Source organism: Vibrio sp. T3Y01 (assembly GCF_013114525.1).
Lineage (GTDB): Bacteria > Pseudomonadota > Gammaproteobacteria > Enterobacterales > Vibrionaceae > Vibrio > Vibrio chagasii_B.
The window spans coordinates 22,689-39,345 of the sequence record NZ_VTXJ01000014.1; the positions used below are offsets into that span (position 1 = coordinate 22,689).

The 16,657-nt window shown below is 44.9% G+C and carries 13 protein-coding genes and 1 pseudogene; 5 read left to right on the top strand and 9 right to left on the bottom strand.

What is annotated here, in order from left to right; translation table 11 throughout:
• Positions 1 to 279: 279 nt before the first annotated feature.
• Together F0232_RS15635 and F0232_RS15640 are read left to right on the top strand one after the other, a co-directional pair.
• Positions 280 to 1,089: a hypothetical protein gene (locus F0232_RS15635; RefSeq protein ID WP_171750865.1), complete on the top strand. Its 810-nt coding sequence runs from the start codon at positions 280 to 282 to the stop codon at positions 1,087 to 1,089.
• Positions 1,010 to 1,762: a hypothetical protein gene (locus F0232_RS15640; RefSeq protein ID WP_105059353.1), complete on the top strand. Its 753-nt coding sequence runs from the start codon at positions 1,010 to 1,012 to the stop codon at positions 1,760 to 1,762. The genes F0232_RS15635 and F0232_RS15640 overlap by 80 nt, the downstream gene beginning before the upstream one ends.
• Positions 1,763 to 1,896: 134 nt before the next feature.
• Here the strand turns inward: F0232_RS15640 and F0232_RS15645 are convergent, their stop codons facing one another.
• The 5 genes from F0232_RS15645 to F0232_RS15665 form a co-directional block, all read right to left on the bottom strand.
• A complete protein-coding gene (locus tag F0232_RS15645; protein ID WP_061031603.1) occupies positions 1,897 to 2,391 on the bottom strand; it encodes an outer membrane beta-barrel protein in 495 nt (164 codons plus the stop codon).
• 143 nt (positions 2,392 to 2,534) lie between these two features.
• On the bottom strand, positions 2,535 to 6,575 hold the full coding sequence (gene hrpA, locus F0232_RS15650) for an ATP-dependent RNA helicase HrpA (protein ID WP_105059352.1): 4,041 nt from the start codon (positions 6,573 to 6,575) through the stop codon (positions 2,535 to 2,537).
• A gap of 285 nt (positions 6,576 to 6,860) precedes the next feature.
• Positions 6,861 to 8,072 carry an OFA family MFS transporter gene (locus tag F0232_RS15655; protein WP_008222114.1) on the bottom strand — a complete coding sequence of 404 codons (1,212 nt, stop codon included), beginning with the start codon at positions 8,070 to 8,072 and terminating at the stop codon, positions 6,861 to 6,863.
• A 22-nt stretch (positions 8,073 to 8,094) separates the two neighbouring features.
• The gene (locus F0232_RS15660; protein ID WP_008222112.1) at positions 8,095 to 9,141 is read right to left on the bottom strand and encodes an alcohol dehydrogenase catalytic domain-containing protein; all 1,047 of its coding nucleotides are present in this window, start codon (positions 9,139 to 9,141) and stop codon (positions 8,095 to 8,097) included.
• A gap of 398 nt (positions 9,142 to 9,539) precedes the next feature.
• Positions 9,540 to 10,856: a MipA/OmpV family protein gene (locus tag F0232_RS15665; protein WP_008222110.1), complete on the bottom strand. Its 1,317-nt coding sequence runs from the start codon at positions 10,854 to 10,856 to the stop codon at positions 9,540 to 9,542.
• An 81-nt stretch (positions 10,857 to 10,937) separates the two neighbouring features.
• On the opposite strand from F0232_RS15665, the pseudogene F0232_RS15670 reads away from it, so the two are divergent.
• From F0232_RS15670 to F0232_RS15680, 3 genes and pseudogenes are all read left to right on the top strand, one after another.
• Positions 10,938 to 11,333: pseudogene (locus F0232_RS15670) on the top strand (hypothetical protein); the annotation flags it as partial.
• Positions 11,334 to 11,425: 92 nt separating this feature from the next.
• A complete protein-coding gene (locus tag F0232_RS15675) occupies positions 11,426 to 13,414 on the top strand; it encodes an alkaline phosphatase D family protein (RefSeq protein WP_105059351.1) in 1,989 nt (662 codons plus the stop codon).
• 110 nt (positions 13,415 to 13,524) lie between these two features.
• Entirely contained in the window at positions 13,525 to 13,974 is a 450-nt protein-coding gene (locus F0232_RS15680; RefSeq protein WP_105059350.1) for a TerB family tellurite resistance protein, read from the top strand.
• Between the two features lie 117 nt (positions 13,975 to 14,091).
• Here the strand turns inward: F0232_RS15680 and F0232_RS15685 are convergent, their stop codons facing one another.
• The 4 genes from F0232_RS15685 to F0232_RS15700 all read right to left on the bottom strand — a co-directional run bounded on the left by F0232_RS15685 (position 14,092) and on the right by F0232_RS15700 (position 16,593).
• Positions 14,092 to 14,529 (bottom strand): hypothetical protein, encoded by a 438-nt coding sequence (locus F0232_RS15685; RefSeq protein WP_102426187.1) that lies wholly within the window; start codon positions 14,527 to 14,529, stop codon positions 14,092 to 14,094.
• Positions 14,519 to 15,475, bottom strand: a complete 957-nt coding sequence (locus F0232_RS15690) for a winged helix-turn-helix domain-containing protein (protein ID WP_105059349.1) — start codon at positions 15,473 to 15,475, stop codon at positions 14,519 to 14,521. Before F0232_RS15690 ends, F0232_RS15685 begins: the two co-directional genes overlap by 11 nt.
• Before the next feature lie 65 nt (positions 15,476 to 15,540).
• On the bottom strand, positions 15,541 to 16,221 hold the full coding sequence (locus tag F0232_RS15695; RefSeq protein ID WP_105059348.1) for a hypothetical protein: 681 nt from the start codon (positions 16,219 to 16,221) through the stop codon (positions 15,541 to 15,543).
• 15 nt (positions 16,222 to 16,236) lie between these two features.
• Positions 16,237 to 16,593: an antibiotic biosynthesis monooxygenase gene (locus F0232_RS15700; protein WP_105059347.1), complete on the bottom strand. Its 357-nt coding sequence runs from the start codon at positions 16,591 to 16,593 to the stop codon at positions 16,237 to 16,239.
• Positions 16,594 to 16,657 lie beyond the last annotated feature (64 nt).

Below are 16,657 nucleotides of genomic sequence, written 5' to 3' on the forward strand. Positions count from 1 at the left end.
TGATTGTTCGTTTGTAGGCTAGCTTGGCGATTAAGCGTAAACGATTGAGCAAACTGGGTGTGTTGTTTTAACAAGAATCCCTAAACGTACTCATTTGAACATAGCAATTGTGCGAGCGCGCTACGAAAAAATTGGCGAGTCATGCTGCCTTTATGGGGCAAACCTCTCCTTATGGTTAATATTTGTCTCACTGATGTGGTTTTCTGCTAAGTTGCTATAAATTCGGTATGGGGTGACTTACAATAGAGTCAACGACCTACCTTTTTTGAGAACACGATATTGAGCGCCAAATATTCTTATTTAGCTTGGCAAGTGAATACTTCTAGCCCAGCAGAAAAGCTTGTTTTATTGATGCTTGCAGACGGTGCGGATGAATCCGGTTACACCAATGTGTGTCTGCAATCGGCAAGTCAGCTTTGTGCTCTCTCTACGTTTGGTTTAGCCGACTGCCTTAAGTGCCTAGTCGACCAAGGTATTCTCGATAAGGTAAAAGTAGACTATCGAGATCAAAAAGAGATCCACGTATTCAAACTGCTCATTGAACAAGAGCAAGCTGCGGCGCCCGTTGAGGCTCAACCGGTCAATAGTATTCCGGTCTACTCTACGGCACCTGCACCTGCACCTGCACCTGCACCTGCACCTGCACCTGCACCTGCACCTGCACCTAAGTTTCAGCCTGCTCCGGCGCCAATGCAAAACATGCAGCATGCCCCTCGTCCACAAAGCCGAGGCTCAATGACCAGCAACACGGTTTCCACTCATGATTTGGATGAAGAGATCATTCCAACATGGGCAGAACGTGCGTTTAAATTCTCCGGCCTTGCTGGTGACCATAGCTTAATATGGAAAAAATTTGTCCTCTGGTATAAAGCCAAAGCCAATGAACTCATGCCAATCTCTCGCATCGAATCTAAGTTGCAGTACTGGTTAGTTAACGAGAAGCAAAATGAAAGACAACAACAGCAGAAGACCTCTCAATATTCAGGAAATGCAGGACAAGCTCAAGGAAATGGGTATCGACAAAAGCTTAGCCCATCTGAACGCTTCAGGCAGCAGCTCATTCAAAAAGGCAAAAAGCCAACCTTCTGATCCTGCACCTGCAGTCGTTCCAGAAGTTTTACCGGCAGCTTCGTCGCTATCAGAACCTGTTGTTGAATCAGACACTGGCTCAAATCAACAAGTACCTGTCGTAGACCAAGATCCTGCAGAACTAGAACTGACGGATTGGTGTATCCATGTGTTCGGCTCTTTCTTGAGCGTGTACGAGACTCAGTGGGAATACCAATACGGTAGTGAACCAAGCGGTAAGTTCATTGAGTTTGCTAACTCTGTCGATTCTGACGGGCTTAACCGCGTGCTCATGCACTGTCATGAACGTATTCAGCTTGGCAACAGCTGGCCACCGCAAATGGGTGAGCTTTGGATTCTGAAAGACTCTCTAACAGAAGAAGAGCTGTTGGATAGCCGCATTCGAGTATTGTCTCGCACCGCTGCGAACAAGATTGAGAAATGGCTTATTCAAAACAAGCTGTATGACTTAAAACGCACTGCGGAAAACAAGCTTGATGGCCTGTTTAAGAAGTACTACTTGGAAGCGAAGCGTTTAGACGAGAAAGGCATGCTTGAAACGGAATTACCACAATTCCTACTTGCCGCTAACTCAGTGAAGAACTTGAACGATTTGAAGCGTGAAGAGTACGAAAGCAAACACGGTAAAGCGCTGAATCCAAGAATCCAACAGATTCTCAACAGCAAGAAATAGCCACTCGCTTTCTAATGTGAAAAACACAGTGAGCAGATACAAAAATGCCAGCAATTAAGCTGGCATTTTTTATGAATTCTTACGAACTCTTTAGCGACTAAACAACCGTTATTTACGATCGCCTTACTGAGTAGTTACAGTAGGTGGATAGTTGCGTTTAGAGAGAAAACGCCTGCGTCGTCATCTTTCATTTTGAAGTTTTGGTAGCTAGCGCCTACAGATAGTGGACCGAAGATGAAGTATTCAGCGCCTACAGCGTACATGATATCAACGTCGTCTTGCTTGAAGCTATCGCCTTTCACTTCGTAAGAGTGAAGACCACCCTTCGCGTATACGTGAAGAGGACCGAAATCGATGCTTGGTTTGATTGCTAGGTAAGCTGTGCTTACGTCAACGTTTTGTGCAGCACGGTTGCCGTAGCTAACGTTGTCGAAAGAACCTAGATCCCAGTAACCCGCTTCAACACCGATAAGTGGCAGGATACCTGTACCCACGTGGATGCCCACTGCGTTTTCATCTTCGCCTGCGAATGAGTTTTGACCACCCATTACGCCGCCGTACAACCAAGAATCAGCCATTGCTGTTGAAGATGCACCTAGCAGTGCTAGTGCCAATAACGTTTTTTTCATATTCGACCTTTTTCGTCCTAGTGGCAGGCCTTGAGCGGTAATAAATTGCCACCAAGTCGCCCTGTATGTAATAACTATTCAATTAGTAATGCAATAAGCAAGATTTATACCCAAACCTTGCCATTGCGTCTAGCATTATTCCTTTAGCAAGCATCGATTGCGTTTTTAACACGCTTATCTGACACTGGATAAGGCGTACCGAGTTGCTGTGCGAAGAAGCTTACACGAAGCTCTTCAATCATCCAACGCACCTCTTTTACGTTTTCTGGAACCGCGATCCCTTTTGGAATTTTATTCAGCAGCTCTTTGTAATCATTCATTACTGACTCAACTTTGATCATATGCAAACGATCTTTGTTAGGGTCAATTGGCAGCTTCTCCATGCGGCGTTCGATTGCCTTCATATAGCGTAGGATATCTGGCAAGCGTTTCCATCCACATTCTGTGGCAAAACCCTTAAAAATCAAACCTTCTACCTGAGCTTTTATGTCAGAAAGTGCAAATGCCATAGAAAGATCCACACGCCCTTTCAGCTTCTTGCTGATGCTGAATGCCGTAGTAAGGATGGTTTCTACCTGTTGAGCAATCTCAACCACGGTATCACCCAACTCTGCACGTACGTGTTCTTTCAGTGCTTCAAACTGCTCTGGTTCCCAAACCAAACCGCCCTTCTCTTCGATCAGCTTATCAATACCACAAGCGATACAGTCATCGATAAGATCGAGAACCTTGCCGTATGGGTTGAAGTACAAGCCAAGTTTCGATTTATTCGGTAAGTTCGAGTGCAAGTATTTGATTGGCGACGGCACGTTCAACAAGATCAAACGACGCTGACCCGATTTCATTGCTGAGATCTGCTCTTGTTCCGTCTCGAACAGTTTGATCTCTACGCTGTCTTTGGTATCCACCAACGCTGGGAAGGCTTTTACATCGTAGCCACCACGTTTCTGTTGGTAGACTTTTGGTAACTCACCAAAGCTCCACGTATGCAGGTTTTGCTGCTCGATATCGTCATCCGCAACTTTAGAAAGCGTTTCTTGAACTTTGTCTTTCAGGCTCTCTTTCAGTTCATGTAAGTCTTTGTGTTCTTTCAACTTACGTTTGCGATGATCCACCGCACGGAATGTTACCTTTAAGTGCTCTGGAATCTGGTCTAACTTCCAGTCATCTCGTACCACTTCAACACCCGTCATGCGGCGTAGCTCTTTTTCAAGAGAGTCCAGTAACGGCGCTTCAAGTGGTGTCACACGAGCCAAGAACGCATCCGCGTAGTTTGGCGCAGGTACAAAGTTACGTCGTAACGTCTTTGGTAGTGACTTGATTAAGCTAACCACCAATTCTTGACGTAGGCCTGGGATCTGCCAATCAAAACCGTTCTGGTCGATTTGGTTCAAGATAGGCAGCGGAATGTGCACCGTTACACCATCGTTGTCATCGCCCGGCTCAAACTGATAGCTCAGTTTTAACTTCAGGCCATTTTGGTGCCAGAAGTTCGGGTAATCTAAATCGGTAACGTGGCTTGCATCACCGCGGAACAGCATCGATTTCTCGAAGTTAAGTAGCTCTGGAGTCTCTTTGCTGGTTTTCTTCCACCAAGTATCAAAGTGACGGCCTGAAACCACCTCTTCGCCTACGCGCTGGTCGTAGAATTCAAACAGCTCGTCATCATCGATCAAGATGTCACGACGACGTGATTTGTGCTCTAGCTCTTCCACTTCTTGTAGAAGTTTGCGGTTCTGTTTGAAGAACGCGTGTTTGGTTTCCCACTCACCTTCAACCAGTGCGCTGCGTACAAACAACTCACGACTGATGGTTGGGTCAATCGCGCCATAGTTCACTAGGCGTTTAGGAACAATCGGGATTCCGTAAAGCATCACTTTTTCGTGTGCCATTACCGCCGCTTGTTTCTTCGACCAGTGTGGTTCGCTGTAGCTGCGCTTGATTAGGTGCTTCGCTAACGGTTCAATCCACTCAGGCTGAATTTTAGCAATCACACGACCCCAAAGTTTTGAGGTCTCCACCAGCTCAGCAGACATAATCCATTTAGGCTGCTTCTTAAATAGGCCAGACGCAGGGAAGATATGGAAGCGTGCATTACGCGCACCTTGGTATTCATTCTTCTCTTGGTCTTTCATACCAATATGAGAAAGCAATCCTGAAAGTAGCGACTGGTGAATACCATCGTAACTGCCCGGCTCATCGTTGAGCTTGGTGTCCAATTCACGCATTGCTTGGTGAATTTGGAAGTACACATCTTGCCACTCACGAATGCGCAGGTAGTTCAGGTAATCTTGCTTACACTGTTTACGGAACTGGTTACTCGACAACGCTTTTTGCTGCTTCTTGATGTAGTCCCATAGGTTCACAAAGGTGATGAAGTCTGAGTCTTTGTCGAAGAAACGCTTGTGCTTGTCGTCAGACGATTGCTGTTTGTCTGATGGACGCTCACGCGGGTCCTGGATTGAAAGTGCAGACGCAATAACCATCACTTCGTGTAGACAGCGGTTGTTTGGCGCTTCGATAACCATGCGCGCTAAACGCGGGTCGATCGGTAGCTTAGACAGCTTACGACCAATTGCCGTTAGCTTCTTAGTATCGTCGCCTTGGTTCTTGTTCTTATTGCTCGGTTTGCCCGAAGCAATCGCACCTAGCTCTTCGAGCAGTCTTACACCATCTTGAATGTTGCGCTTATCTGGCGCTTCAACGAATGGGAAAGCTTGAATATCGCCCAAGCCTAGTGCTGTCATCTGAAGGATTACAGACGCTAGGTTGGTACGCAGGATCTCAGGATCGGTAAACTCTGGGCGTGACTCGAAATCTTCTTCAGAGTACAAGCGAATACAGATACCTTCAGCAACACGACCACAACGACCTTTACGCTGGTTCGCACTCGCTTGAGAAATCGGCTCAATCGGTAGACGTTGTACTTTGGTGCGGTAGCTATAGCGGCTAATGCGCGCTGTACCTGGGTCGATTACGTACTTGATGCCCGGAACGGTTAGCGAAGTTTCTGCCACGTTGGTTGCCAGCACGATACGTCGACCAGTATGAGATTGGAAGATACGGTTCTGCTCACCTGCCGAAAGGCGCGCGTACAACGGTACAATCTCGGTATCACGCAGATTACGCTTGCTTAGTGCGTCCGCAGTATCACGAATTTCACGCTCACCATTCATGAAGATCAGGATGTCGCCTAAGCCTTCATCACATAGCTCATCAACCGCTTCGAAGATACCTTCCATTTGGTCACGATCAGAATCGCTGTCGTCACCACCTAATGGACGGTAGCGCGTATCTACAGGGTAAGTACGGCCCGACACTTCAATGATTGGTGCATTGTCGAAGTGCTTAGAGAAACGCTCAGGGTCGATGGTTGCCGACGTGATGATCACTTTTAGATCAGGACGCTTTGGTAGCAACTCTTTCAGGTAACCCATGATGAAATCGATGTTCAGGCTGCGTTCGTGCGCTTCATCGATAATGATGGTGTCGTACTGGTTTAAGAAACGGTCGTGTTGAATCTCCGCCAGTAGAATACCGTCGGTCATCAGTTTGATTTGTGTGTTGTCAGAAATCTGGTCGTTGAATCGAACCTTATAACCAACAAATTCACCCAACTGGGTTTCCATCTCTTCGGCAATACGGTTCGCAACCGAACGCGCAGCCAGACGACGCGGCTGAGTATGACCAATTAGGCCAAAGCGACCACGGCCAAGCTCAGAACAGATCTTAGGAAGCTGAGTGGTTTTACCCGAGCCCGTTTCACCCGCCACGATAACCACTTGGTTTTCTTCAATGGCTTTCGCAATATCATCGCGCTTTTGGCTAACAGGGAGAATTTCTGGGTATTCAATGGTTGGTTTTTGCGCAGCACGCTGGGTTGCCGTCATCATCGATTGGGCAATGTCTAATGCGATTTCATCGAAAACAGCATGCTTGGATTTTTCGTTCTTAATACGGCTTGCACCAGAAATACGCTTACTTAGACGGAAGCGGTCGCGCATCATGCACTCATTTAAGGCCTTACGAAGAGAGGCTGGGCTATTTTGAGATGCGCTAGCTTTAGGTGCTTGTTGTTTGTTGTTTTGCTTTTTTTGATTAGCTTGATCAGCAGCAGAGTCCGATGTCGCGTTGGTATTCGCTACATGGTTATTTTTATCTGCTTTTTCCGGAGACGAAGTCACAGCGTGTCCTATTCTTTCTCTTATATAAACTCGCGCGATTGTAGCATAAAGGAAAGGAACGAGTTAACACAAAGCAAGGAATATTAGCTGCCTAAGCGCCTGCTGAAACAAGGGATAATGCAAACTAACGTGTTCAATTGTTATACTAAAACTGAAGCTGATTATTGGTAGGCAATCGATGATTCGATTAAAAAATGTTGGCTTAGATTGCCCAAGCCAACAATAGGTGGAAACACGTTATCGGTAGAGACTCTGAATTTAATAAGAGCCTCACAGTTCTCGCGTTTAATATTCCAGATTAACTTCGTCTTTTAATAGCACGGACTTATCGACCGGCTTCATTAGGTAATTCATTACGGTGATCGAAACCAGCAGAGCAGCGTAAGCCAAATAGGTATTTTCAGCCGTCCCCGCTACGGAAGCGAGTATTCCTCCGAAGAACCCTGACACACCCCATGCTGAATAGAGTATTCCAAAGTTGGTTCCATACGTCTTCAGACCATAATCCACCGCTGTTACTGGAGGGAAAACACCAAATAACGCACCATAAGACATGGCGCCTGCGGAGATACCGATCATGAGAGGAATGGTCGTTTCAATGGTTGTAAAAAAGACCATATTGACCGCTTGCAACATAAATATTAAGCCCAGTGTATGAACACGCCCTATCCTGTCGAATACAACGCCGCCAATAACTCGCCCTGCGGTATTAAAAATGGCTAATAAAATGATACCTAACGCAATTTCTTCAGCGGTTAATCCTATCGATTTACTAACGTTGCCAATAGAGCCGATAAGCATGATACCTGCTGCTGATGACACCATGAACATTAACCAGATCTGGTAAAATTGAGGGGTTTTCAGCATATCTAGCCACTGGATGTTTACGTCTGATCCATATTCCGCAGCCTTTCCTCCGGGAATTTCTGAAACATACCCTTTGGGTGGATTGACCAGAAGAGAAGCCATCGGGATCATAAAGAGCAAGCCGACACCAAGGATCTTGAACGTATCTAAAATGCCATAGTGTTCGATCAGAACGGTCGATAACGGAGCCAAATACAGTGCCGCCATCGCAAACCCACCAGCGGTTAAGCCACTAACCAACCCCTTTCTGTTCTCTGGCCACCACTTCATGGTACATGGGCCAATACAGGCATAGGCAAAGCCCATCCCCGCACCGACCATACACCCGAAAGTAACCTGCAATTCCGCTAATGTTGAGGCATAACCAGACGCTAAAAGCCCCGCCCCGACAAGAAACACACCAAGTATTGTGACCTTCCTTGGCCCTATTTTGTCTTGCCATACCCCAGCCAAAAACAGACTTACCGAAAATGCGAACACGGAAGTCTGGTAAGGCCCATCTACGTCCTTAGGATCAACACCTAGCGCCTCAGCCAAAGGTTCACTGAAAACGCCCCATACATATAGGATACCGATCGATAGGTTCACGATTAAACCTATCACTAGTATTTTAAATGGTTTACTAATCAAGCTAACCTCAACAATTCGCTGTTTATGAACAATCGTTAGAAATGATGACTTTCAACGACTTGTGGTCTGAAGCATGGATAAATGTTGAATAAGCTTCTTCTGACTCTGTTAAATTGAACTGGTGACTAATCAGTTTTTGAGGTTCCAGATAACCCGCTCTAATTTGCTTGATTAACATTGGCGTTGTATTGGTATGAACCATGCCAGCTGTCATAGTGAAGTTTCGTTTCCACATGTCTTCTAGGTTAATCGTTGCAGATTTACCATGAACACCAAGCACTGCAATGTTGCCTCCTGGGCACACCAACTTCTGAGACATATCCCAACCAGCAGGAATGCCAATAGCCTCAATCACCACGTCGACACCCACATCATCTGTCATGTCAAGAATTTGCTGTACGGCGCTGCCATCTGAGTTATCGATCGCATGGGTTGCACCTAGCTCTTTAGCCACTTGCAGTCGATGAGGGTTAGTATCGATTGCATAGATTTCACTTGGAGTGAAGAACTTAGAGGTCATCAGAGCTGCAAGGCCAACGGGGCCACAACCAATAACGGCAACAGAGCAACCTGGCTGAACCTGACCATCTAATACACCCACTTCGTAACCCGTTGGGAAAATATCGCTCAATAAAACCAGAGAGTCTGTATCGATGTCGTCAGGGACAAGATGCAGGCTTGTATCGCCATAAGGAACTCGAACGTATTCCGCTTGGCAGCCATCAATTTCATTACCAAGTAGCCAGCCACCATCTAAACATTGACCAAATTTAGACACTTGACACATTTTGCAGCTACCACATGAAGTAATACATGACACGATCACGCGATCGCCTGGCTTAAACTTACTCACCAACTCACCGCATTCTTCGACGATACCAACCCCTTCATGGCCCATGATTGTGCCTGGCTTAAATGTCGCAACGTTATTTCTTAATATATGTAAATCCGTACCACAAATTGTGGTTTTCTCGATTCTTACGATGACATCGCTTTGCTTCTCAATTGTAGGGATTGGACGTTCTTCCAATTTCGCGCTGTCTTTTCCATCAAATACATATGCTTTCATTATTCTTCCTAGCTGACGTTGTTGTTATATAAATTCGAGCTCATCATATAGACGCAATTAAATAATTAACGTGACCAGCACGGCGATTAACAATCGATTAACAGATAACAAACACAGTTAGAACACCATAAATACCCAGGATGCCGATATAATATAAGTCATTGTAAATAATATAAAAAAGTTAACAAACAATGAAAGAAGGTTAAATAATAAAATAGTAGTAAAATCCGAAAAGGAGACAGAAAATATTAGATAATCAGAATAAACTCATATATTAGGTTTCAGTTGAAGTGGCTTTCGAATAGTTAATTATCAGTGACCAATAGTGATTAGCTCTTTTCTTTAATGATAAAAAATGCCGCTCTATTTGGAGCGGCATTTTTAGTAGATGTAATACTTTAGAACTCGTATTGGAAGTAAACCGTGTTGTAGTTACTGCCGCCTTTGATACGTCCAAACTGGGACGCATTTTCAAAGATCGCCGAGCGGTGATGCAGTGAGTAACCAAACCATAAATTGTTGAGGTCATTCTTACCGATAAGGTCACCGACGTTCACATCAAATGAGAAGTCCAAGTAGTTTAACAGGTGGCTTGCCGTGTAGCCCTTACGATCCATTTCAGAGCCTTCGATATAAGTAATCGAATCTATGTAAGACATACCCTCTGCGACACCGAATCGCCACTGAGTTGGCCAGTTGAAGGTGTAGTACGCTTTAATTGCAATGATGTATTCCGTGCTACTGGATTGAACCTCTGAACTCCAATGGTGAGCGATACCTGGCGTTAAGTAGATATCCAACGGCAAACCAAAGATCTCATCAGTCAAAGGGTGGCCATAAAAGAATGATGTGAGTTGGTTATTGTACTCGTCTTTCTCGGTGTTGAATTTCATGATGTCGCCGATATTCGACGGCGTTGCCCAACCATGCGCCACACGTAAATAAGGTGCGTTGCTTAACTTAGGCTTAGGCGCTTTCTCTTTGTCATTAAAGAAACCAAAACCAAGGTAAAGTTCGCCCTGATAACGATCTTCGATAATGGAAGAGTCGTAGGCGTTATCATCCAATCGAGTCACACTGGTTGAACCCAATAGATAAAGGTTGGAGATAACATGATAACGCGCTTCAACGCCAAGATTTAAATCTACACCTGCACCGATCGACTGACCCGCAGCTGAGTAGTATTCACTGTTAAAATCCGCACTCTTATAGCGCAGTGTTGCACTTGGGTAGAACTCCCAATCGCCAGTTTCGTACTTCGCTTTCGCACGCAAATTGCTGTGAAGGTTGAATTCACTATCACTCATGATTTCCGTTTCAACCGCCCACTGTTCGTCCAACTGGTATGTCAGTTGTCCACCAAAGTCAGCGGTATCACCTTCAATTGCGTTCTGTTCAGAGGCTGGGATATCAATAAAGCGCATTCGAGATATGGCATTGAAAGACCATTTTTCATCTTCAGTTTGATATAGGTAAGCGCCCATTTCCGTGCCATCAATGAACACGTAGTCGTTTTTAAAGAACAACATCGGAACAAACGAACTTACTGTCTTATCACCACCAGACGTGTCATACGGGATACTGGCAGTACGGAACATTGCCGCAATGCCCCACTCTTGCTCTTCAGCAGCCCACGCCACGCTATTCGCTAAGAAAGCGTTACTTAATAGAATCGTCCCATACGAGATGAGCTTCGGTGAAATTTTGCGCTTCATTCTTGTTTAATTACTCTTTGTAATAAGTTTTGTGGTACTGGTTAGACATTTATTGACCATTGTAGCCAACAAATTTTAGGTTTGATCGGAATAGACCGTTACAATGAAGAATATTCTCGGTTAAATGAAAGTATTGTGAAAGTCTCAGAATTACAAAACATTATAGACCACTTACCCAATGATTCCGACCCAGATATCGTTATGGGTGAGGAATGGTTGCCAGAGCGACTGATCAACACAAAATTAGACGGTGAGATGCTCTTTCTTGAATTCGATAACGCCCCTGAAGAAAACCAAGGGGACAGCGAAGGCCGTGGCTTTGTTGAGCACGAGATCGCAATGATTCGAGAAAAACTCGAGCAAGTGTTGGATGAGCCTTCTGATACCAAAACGAAAGCCGACGCCCTGTTAGCAATATTTCTGATGGGACATGAACTTTCTAGCTCAGAAGTTATCGAAATCCTGGAATCAACAGAGCCAGACATTGAACCCAATGAACATGAAATGGCCGCTCCAGAATACAACGCCCAAGCGCTGAACGACTAACCACCAAAGATTTAGGAATCGACTTGAAACGCCCGATGACATCTTCTCTTCCCTTCTTACTCGCTGGCCCTATTTTAAGAAAGACGACCGCAACTGAGGTTGTGCTTTGGGTTGTTACGAGCACACCACTCAATGGTAATGCTGAGCTATATAACCAAGGCCAAGAAGCCCCTTTCTATACCTCACCACTGAGCGAACATGAATCGATTCAGGTCGGCACACATGCTTGGGTAAGCTTGATTCAATTAAAAGGTGAGTTTCCAACCAACACGCCTTTGGAATATCAGATAGAGACTGATCAAGGTGCGTTAACCAAGTTGGCTCCGCATTTAGTGTACCAAGAGCAACAAGACACCACTGGTGCGCCAAGAATAGCCTTTAAAATATCAACCAGCGCCGACTACATCTTGCATGGTTCCTGTCGTAATCCTCATCATCCAAGCAAAGACAGCCTAGTCGCAGCCGATAATAAAGTTGAGCAGCAAGCCGTATTAGAGCGTCCAGATATGCTGATGATGAGCGGCGACCAGATCTACGCAGATCACGTTGCCGGTCCAACACTCGATGCGATTCATCAAGTGATTCAGCTACTTGGATTAGTGAGCGAAGCACTACCGACCGATTCATTAGACGGAAAAATCGATAGCAGTGAAGCTCTGTTTAACAGCGACTATCACCTCTATCAACGTGATCATTTACTACCACACCATAACACATCACACTCATTGCTCGACAAGTTGTTCCCTAAACGCGGAATACCCATCTTCAGCTCCACTGATTGTGAAAATCACTTGGTAACATTGTCTGAATTTATTGCCATGTATCTGCTGGTTTGGTCACCGACCTTGTGGCAGTGCATTAACCGCGAACGGTTGATCGAGAATAATTTCATGCAGGCTGGCCGCCAGCTCACACCAGCTGAGCAGCAACAATGGCGTGATGAAAGTGTCATCATCGATGATTTCATCGCCGGTCTGCCGCAAGTACAGCGTCTATTTGCTCATATTCCAACGTACATGATCTTCGATGATCATGATGTCACTGACGACTGGAACCTCACCGTTGGTTGGGAGCATGCGGTGGATCAAAACCAGTTTGCGACACAAGTCATTGGTAACGGCCTTGCGGCTTATTGGATGTGCCAAGGTTGGGGTAATGCACCGGAGAACTTCAACCACGATTTTATGGAGCAAACGAAAGAGCTGTTCTCGGAGTTGGTGAATACCAATCAGAGCGAAAAAGCTATTGAAGCGCCTATTGGGCAACTCGAACCTGCAAGACACAAACAGTATCTTGAAATGCTCGATCGCTTTGAAGAGTGGCACTACACCATCAACACTTCGCCGAAAGTGATTGTGTTGGATACTCGTACCCGCCGCTGGCGCTCCGAGTCTCGGATGAACAAACCGTCCGGCTTGATGGACTGGGAAGCATTGGTTGAACTCCAACATCAGTTACTTCATCAAGATAAAGTGGTGATTATCTCCGCCGCACCGATGTTTGGCGTGAAGTTTATTGAAACGCTGCAAAAGATGGCTACCACAGTAGGTAAGCCACTGGTGATTGATGCTGAGAACTGGATGGCGCACCCTGGTAGTGCCAACACGCTGATTAGTATCTTTACTCATACCAAAACACCAACGAACTTCGTGGTACTTTCTGGTGATGTACACTACTCCTTTGCTTACGACATTAAGCTTAGATATCGCCGCAACAGTCCGAACATTTACCAGATTACCTGCAGCGGTATTAAAAACCAGTTCCCTGCGCCATTGCTAAAATTCTGCGACGTATGTGACCGGCTGTTGTATAGCCCACGCTCGGTGCTTAACTATTTCACCAAACGTAAGCGTTTAAAAATAGAAAAGCGAAGCCCAGACAACCAAGCCTTCTATCGCCTTTCGAACCGCAGCGCGATTGGTGAATTAAGGCTAGATAGCGAAGGCAAACCACAATCCATCACCACCCTAAGCGGCGATGGCAAAGTAACGCGTTTTCCAGAGCCAACCTAATATGTTCCTTATTGCTGGCTTATACGTAATGTCAGTTTTAAGTAAAGGGGCTTGCGATCACACTATGTAGGCCCAATAGTTATATTATTCACCATTACTGGAACGCTCTTATGTTTAATTCACTTACATCGTTATTTAAACAGTTGGTCGAAGGCTCTGATTTAGGCAAAACGCCTACTGCCTCACCAAACTTAGCTATCGCCAGTTTGTTATGCGAAGTCGCAGGCGCAGACCATGAGATCAACGAATCAGAACAAGAAGCGAAGTTGAACTTACTGCAACGTCTGTTGGGCATTACGGAAGAAGAGTCGAAAGCCTTGTTACAACAAGCTGAGCCGCAAGTTGAACAATCTGTTTCTTTGTATGATTTCACCTCCCAACTGCGTGAGCTATCACAGCCAGTGCGAATCGACCTGATTAAGGCAATGTGGGAAGTGGCGCATGCCGATGGAGAGATTGATCCACTTGAAGATTCAGTGATCAGAAAAACCGCTGAACTGATCTACGTTGACCACAAAGATTTCATCAAGAGCAAACTTGACGTACTTGGCGAAGACTAAGCCAATCATGCAAATAAGCGGCGTTAGGCAATGAACCCAACGCTGCTTTAGATTACTAGTAACACCCCATTCCAACCAACCAGATCTCACTAATCGCCTCAGTGTGCTGCATCACAATCAACGCATTGCCTTCCCGTAAAGAATGCCATTGAGCTCTAAGATCGCACCGTCTTTCGTAATGTACGCACCTCGCTGATCGGAGATCAAAACACTACGCTTGTTGTCATGGTGCTTGATAAACAGATTTTTAACGTTGAAGGTTTGATTCCCGTGGGCTTGGTGCTGTTCAAGCTGATAGAAATAATAGTGATTACCCCAACGCAAAAACACACCAAACAACTGTTTGGTTTGCACGACTCGTCCGTTTCGGTCGTAGCCAACATAGCGCATTTTTGAGCGTCCGTTTTTTAGCTCAAGGGTCAAAACCTCCCGACCATAATTATCGTACTGGCTTTCAAACTGATACGAACCTTTGGTCGCTACTCCGGAGACCAAGCCAAACGCTAAGATCACAAATACGGTTACAACAATCGGCAGCCAAAAGTTACGCTTCATCTGCAGTTCCTTCTACCTTTTCAGCCTCTTTCTGACCTTGTGAGCAGCGCCTAGATTTGAAATCTGCGCTAATGTCGTGCCAACCACTTTCGTCTAACACCACGACTTGCATGCCACCACACTCTATACCCATACGGTGGAAATAGATCGCCTCTACGCCAGGCTTAGCAAGTGAGGTTAAGTCTTCCACCAACTCTGGTTCTAACTCGACATTGTCGTGGTATACATCGACACCCTTGATGGAAGCTCTGTCCATAAACAACCCAAGATAAGACAGGATAATGACTATAAACAGACTTACCGCGAGTCCGCTAACAAGCGGCATAAACTTAGAAGATGCATGCTTGCCTTGTGCTTGAGTATTCTCTGATAGCCCGTAAGTGTCAGCTGATTCATTTAAATCAGAAGCTGATTTTGACTCCAACACAGTGAATTCCGAGCGAGTAGAATCCTCCTTGTCTCCCAAACTGGCAGATTTCGGTATGTCTTTGTCTTGTTCGGCAAAGTGTTCTGATGCTGCTGATTTTTCTGATCCTATAAGGCTTTCAGATACGACACTGCTATCAGATGCGACAAAGCTCTCAGGTGCAACAAAGGTATCAGGTGCAACAAAGCTATCAGGTACGGTACTATTCTCAGGAGCAACAAAGCAATAGCCTTCCTTTTGTACCGTAATCACTTTGCAGTCGGACCCTACTTCTTTGAGCGCACTGCGAACATTTTTGATTGCGACATTCAGAGAGCTATTAGTAACAATGCGCCCCGGCCAACAATGCGTTAAAAGGAATTCACGACCTAAAGTTTGTGAGCAGTTGTCCATTAAATGCTTTAAAAGCAGACACTCTGATGGCGACAATGTCACGACTTTATTCAATGACGGGTTAATCAATGTACGGTCATCAAATTCAATAACCAAATCATACTCTTGTAATTTATTATTATTCATAAGGTGAGCTAACACTGTTAATAATCTCACCTTAGAATAACACGAGGGTTTACATTAATTCAAAATCACAGGGATAATTTAAAGCCCAATTCACTGACATTGACGCTAGCGAAGCCTAATTTAACCGCGTTAAGTTCATTAGCAATATCAAGAGCATGTTGCTCATCCTTTGCCAATACCGCGATAGAATATATTGGTCGAATCATCGCTGTCTGATTTGGCTTCGGCTCGGCAATAGATTGATTTTTTATATAAGCCGAAGTAATCACGCCTTGAGTGCTCCAATCGACCACTTTTTGTAAATCAACACTAATAATTTTATCTACCAGCATTTGATCTTCAGGCTCTTTCCAAGTCAACTCAATCGCATAGTTTTTAAAAGCAACTTGAGTATCTAACCATTTACTTCCGATGTCTCTTACTTCTGTTATTTCAGCTAGCTCTTTAAATTGAAAAGGAAGATTTCCAATAACACGTCTTACTTCCTCTTCACTATCGGCTTCCATTACAAATTTAATTATTGGAAACTGCTTTTCGCCAATAAAGCTTTCAGAAACAAACATATCGTGAATTAAGCCAGCATCAATTAAGTTAGCAAATGCTTTCTTCTGTTGAGGCATCACATCAAATACAGCTTGAGCATCTTGTGTTTTCCAAGCAATCGATACGCCATAGGCAGCTGAATAGCTATTAACCGAGAACAAAAAGCTAAAAATAACTAAAAACAGTCGTGGTACATATTTCATTCAGGACACTCTCTATTAATTTCGGATAACTTCGTAAAGGTTAGGGTTTGCAGTAACGCCTTCAAGATTAAGAGCAGGTAGCTCCTCTCTCATTACAGAGATAGCATCTATGAAGTGTTTTTGGCTTTCCCAGTTTGCGACGTTTACGTAAAGGTAAGTGGCGTCTGTACTTAACGCTCGATGTAACGTAGTAGAGATATAACCGGGTTGTTGGACTAGCACGCCCCTAGCACTTTCCCAATAGGCTAAGGTTTCTTCATGCTTACTCGCATCTACCGAAAATGTGTTGATAAGCACAACGGGCTGTGCAAACGCTAATGAACTTATACTTAATAAGCTCAATGCGATGGAACTTTTAATAAACCGCTTCATAGGACCTCCGTTGGTTAGATGTTGCACACGCTAACAGAGATAAAAGACTCATCAAGAGCCAAGC

Bases quoted from the DNA above. Each gene is read 5' to 3' on its own strand.
- F0232_RS15645 (WP_061031603.1), bottom strand. From the start codon at position 2,391: ATGAAAAAAACGTTATTGGCACTAGCACTGCTAGGTGCATCTTCAACA.
- F0232_RS15665 (WP_008222110.1), bottom strand. From the start codon at position 10,856: ATGAAGCGCAAAATTTCACCGAAGCTCATCTCGTATGGGACGATTCTA.
- F0232_RS15660 (WP_008222112.1), bottom strand. From the start codon at position 9,141: ATGAAAGCATATGTATTTGATGGAAAAGACAGCGCGAAATTGGAAGAA.
- F0232_RS15700 (WP_105059347.1), bottom strand. From the start codon at position 16,593: ATGAAGCGGTTTATTAAAAGTTCCATCGCATTGAGCTTATTAAGTATA.
- F0232_RS15695 (WP_105059348.1), bottom strand. From the start codon at position 16,221: ATGAAATATGTACCACGACTGTTTTTAGTTATTTTTAGCTTTTTGTTC.
- F0232_RS15640 (WP_105059353.1), top strand. From the start codon at position 1,010: ATGGGTATCGACAAAAGCTTAGCCCATCTGAACGCTTCAGGCAGCAGC.
- F0232_RS15685 (WP_102426187.1), bottom strand. From the start codon at position 14,529: ATGAAGCGTAACTTTTGGCTGCCGATTGTTGTAACCGTATTTGTGATC.
- F0232_RS15680 (WP_105059350.1), top strand. From the start codon at position 13,525: ATGTTTAATTCACTTACATCGTTATTTAAACAGTTGGTCGAAGGCTCT.
- F0232_RS15690 (WP_105059349.1), bottom strand. From the start codon at position 15,475: ATGAATAATAATAAATTACAAGAGTATGATTTGGTTATTGAATTTGAT.